Annotated in this window: 4 protein-coding genes and 1 pseudogene; 2 read left to right on the top strand and 3 right to left on the bottom strand. The window is 71.5% G+C overall.

Features of this window, described 5'->3' with window-relative positions; translation table 11 throughout:
* Window positions 1–129: 129 nt before the first annotated feature.
* Together G6017_RS14185 and G6017_RS14180 are read right to left on the bottom strand one after the other, a co-directional pair.
* On the bottom strand, window positions 130–492 hold the full coding sequence (locus G6017_RS14185; protein WP_182617944.1) for a thiamine-binding protein: 363 nt from the start codon (window positions 490–492) through the stop codon (window positions 130–132).
* A 60-nt stretch (window positions 493–552) separates the two neighbouring features.
* Window positions 553–1,671 carry an LLM class flavin-dependent oxidoreductase gene (locus G6017_RS14180; RefSeq protein ID WP_182617943.1) on the bottom strand — a complete coding sequence of 373 codons (1,119 nt, stop codon included), beginning with the start codon at window positions 1,669–1,671 and terminating at the stop codon, window positions 553–555.
* Window positions 1,672–1,751: 80 nt separating this feature from the next.
* Here G6017_RS14180 and G6017_RS14175 point away from each other — a divergent pair, with 80 nt between their 5' ends.
* Together G6017_RS14175 and G6017_RS14170 are read left to right on the top strand one after the other, a co-directional pair.
* Window positions 1,752–2,177 carry a DUF1622 domain-containing protein gene (locus tag G6017_RS14175; protein WP_182617941.1) on the top strand — a complete coding sequence of 142 codons (426 nt, stop codon included), beginning with the start codon at window positions 1,752–1,754 and terminating at the stop codon, window positions 2,175–2,177.
* Entirely contained in the window at window positions 2,174–2,584 is a 411-nt protein-coding gene (locus tag G6017_RS14170) for a cupin domain-containing protein (RefSeq protein WP_182617939.1), read from the top strand. Before G6017_RS14175 ends, G6017_RS14170 begins: the two co-directional genes overlap by 4 nt.
* Before the next feature lie 23 nt (window positions 2,585–2,607).
* Here G6017_RS14170 and G6017_RS14165 read toward each other — a convergent pair.
* Window positions 2,608–2,840: pseudogene (locus G6017_RS14165) on the bottom strand (short-chain dehydrogenase); the annotation flags it as partial.

Genomic DNA, 2,840 nt, shown 5'->3' with positions numbered 1-2,840 from the left:
CGATCCCGCCGAGTGCGGTCGCCGCCACGTACGCGACCGTCTGCGCACCACGCGGGGCCGGGCCGTCCGCGCCGTGCGGGCCGGCGGATCCGGAGTCGTTCACAGAGTGATCCGAGGGAGTGCGGGAGGTCACGGGGCGACCACCTCGTCGTCGTCGCCCCTCTCCCCTCCCCCGGGGTCCGCAGCCAGTCCGTGTTGTAAGTGGTGCTCCACCCGGTCCACCTTCCCCCGCAGCTCACCGGAGTGCCCGGGCCGCAGGTCGGCCTTGAGCACCAGGCTCACCCGCGAGGACACCGCCAGCACCGCGTCGGTGGCGGCGCGGATGACGGGCATCACCTCGTCCCACTCGCCCTCGATGGTGGTGAACATCGAGGTGGTCTCGTGGGGCAGGCCGGACGCGCGGACCACCCGGACCGCCTCGGCGACGGCCTCGCTCATGGACGCCGACTCGTCCGCGGTCGTGGTGGGTGCGACGGAGAACGCGAAGAGCATGACACCACCGTAAGCCTCCGCCCCGTCCCACGCAGATCGACTCCCGCCCGGACCCGACCGTCAGCCGCGGGACACCTGCTGCGGCACTCCGGGTTCGTACCCCGCCCCGGCGAGCAGCTCGCGGACGCGCGGGATGACCTTGCGGCCGTAGAGGTCGATCGAGTTCATGAGGTGCTCGTGCGGGGTGGGGCCGCTGGCGTACTTGAGGTCGAAGCGGTCCAATCCCAGTGTGCGCACGGTCGCGGCGATCTTCTGCGCGACGGTCTCGGGTGAGCCGACGTACATCGCCCCGGACCTCACCTCGCGGTGGAAGTCGGCCTCCCCCGCGTCCCCCCAGCCCCGCTCGCGGCCGATCTTGTTGCGGTTGACCAGCCAGTGGGGCAGGGCCAGGGCGGCGGCCTTCTCGTCGGTCTCCGCGACGAAACCCGGCGAGTGCACGGCGATCGGCAACCGCGGGGCGTCGGTGCCCGCGAGCTGCGCGTTGGCCTGGCGGTACAGGTCGGCGAAGGGGGCGAAGCTGCCGGCGGGCCCGCCGATGATCGCCAGCATGAGGGGCATCCGGTAGCGGGCCGCGCGCACCACGGATTCGGGGCTGCCGCCCACGGCGATCCACGCGGAGAGCCCGCCCTCGGTCTCCGGGTACACGCGCTGGTCGACCAGGGGACGCCGCAGCTCCCCGGACCACGTCACCGGCGTCTCGGGCAACAGCGCGGAGAACAGGTCCAGCTTCTCGCTGAACAGCTGCTCGTACTGCTGGAGATCGAGGCCGAACAGCGGGAACGACTCGGTGAAGGACCCGCGCCCCAGCACGACCTCGGCGCGCCCGTTCGACAGGGCGTCGATCGTGGAGAAGCGCTGGAACACCCGGACCGGGTCGTCGCTGGACAGGACGGTGACCGCCGAGCCGAGCGTGATGCGCCGCGTCCGGGTCGCGATGCCGGCCAGCACCACATCCGGGGCGGAGACGGCGTAGTCGGGCCGGTGGTGCTCCCCCACCCCGAAGGCGTCGACGCCCACCTGGTCGGCCAGGACCGCCTGCTCGACGACATCCCGGATCACCTGGGCGTGGTGGACGCGCGCGCCTCGGTCATCGACTGTGGTGTCGCCGAAGGTGTCGAGGCCGAGGGCGACGGAGGGTGACGACGAGGCGGGCGTGGCGGAGGTGGTGTGTTGAGTCATGCCCCCACTTTAGTTGATCTGTCAACCATAGGGTCCGCGGAGGCCCCTCGCGCCTCGCCGGGCGGGTCTACAGTTCGTTCATGACGTTCACAGAGGCCGTGGAACTGGTGGGCAAGACGATGGACGCGGCCGGCGTGGCCGCCATCGTGGTGGGCGCGTTGGTGGCGGCCCTGTTCGCCCTCGACCCGCGTCGCCGGACCGGCCCGGAGGGCGACGTCTACACCGCGTTCCGCCGCCGGCTCGGACGCGCGATCCTGCTGGGCCTGGAACTCCTGGTGGCCGCGGACATCATCCGGACCGTCGCGATCTCGCCGAGTTACAACTCGGTCGGCCTGCTCGCGCTGGTCGTGCTCATCAGGACGTTCCTCAGCTGGTCGCTCGAGCTCGAGATCTCGGGCCGGTGGCCGTGGCAGAAGGGAGCCGGATCGCGAGCCGACCGCGCCCGGCATGATGGAGACGACCGGGCGCGAGCCGACGTGCACGAGAGCGAGAGGACCACACCATGACCGCCACCGATCACGGACCCCACCCCTACGTCGTCAACATCGAGGACGCGACCCTCGCCAACACCAACTACCGGACCACGCTGTGGACCGGTGAGCACCTTCAGATGACGGTCATGGCGATCGCGCCCGGGGACGACATCGGGCTGGAGGTGCACGAGGACCACGACCAGTTCCTGCGCGTGGAGCAGGGCCGCGGTCGCGTCCAGATGGGGCCGGCCGAGGACCGCCTGGAGTTCGACGAGGAGGTCGGCGACGACTGGGTGATCCTCGTCCCCGCCGGGTCGTGGCACAACGTCACCAACATCGGCGACGAGCCGCTCAAGGTCTACTCGATCTACGCCCCGCCGGAGCACGAGCACGGCACCGTCCACGTGACCAAGGCCGAATCGGACGCCGACGAGCACTGAGGCCACTCGGCCACCGAGTCGCCTCAGGCGCCGGCGGGCCCCTCGTCCCGCCGGCGCCTCGTCGCGCGCACGTACCTGGTGAGCATCCGGTCCATCAGCGCCGGCGACAGGCGCTGCAGCCGCCACGTCGCCCGGGCCCGAGCGGGTTCGATCACGAGCGCCCGGTTCCGCAGGACCCCACGCAGGACGCTCTGGGCCAGCAGGTCCGGGTCGAGCGGCTCCCGTACGCCCTGGCCCTCCAGGTAGTAGTGGCGGA

This window comes from Dietzia sp. B44, from assembly GCF_014145245.1.
Classification (GTDB): domain Bacteria; phylum Actinomycetota; class Actinomycetes; order Mycobacteriales; family Mycobacteriaceae; genus Dietzia; species Dietzia natronolimnaea.
This window is presented reverse-complemented; position numbering and strand designations above follow the sequence as displayed.

Excerpts from the sequence above, each read along its gene's own strand:
- G6017_RS14185 (WP_182617944.1), bottom strand. The coding sequence starts at position 492 with ATGCTCTTCGCGTTCTCCGTCGCACCCACCACGACCGCGGACGAGTCG.
- G6017_RS14180 (WP_182617943.1), bottom strand. The coding sequence starts at position 1,671 with ATGACTCAACACACCACCTCCGCCACGCCCGCCTCGTCGTCACCCTCC.
- G6017_RS14175 (WP_182617941.1), top strand. The coding sequence starts at position 1,752 with ATGACGTTCACAGAGGCCGTGGAACTGGTGGGCAAGACGATGGACGCG.
- G6017_RS14170 (WP_182617939.1), top strand. The coding sequence starts at position 2,174 with ATGACCGCCACCGATCACGGACCCCACCCCTACGTCGTCAACATCGAG.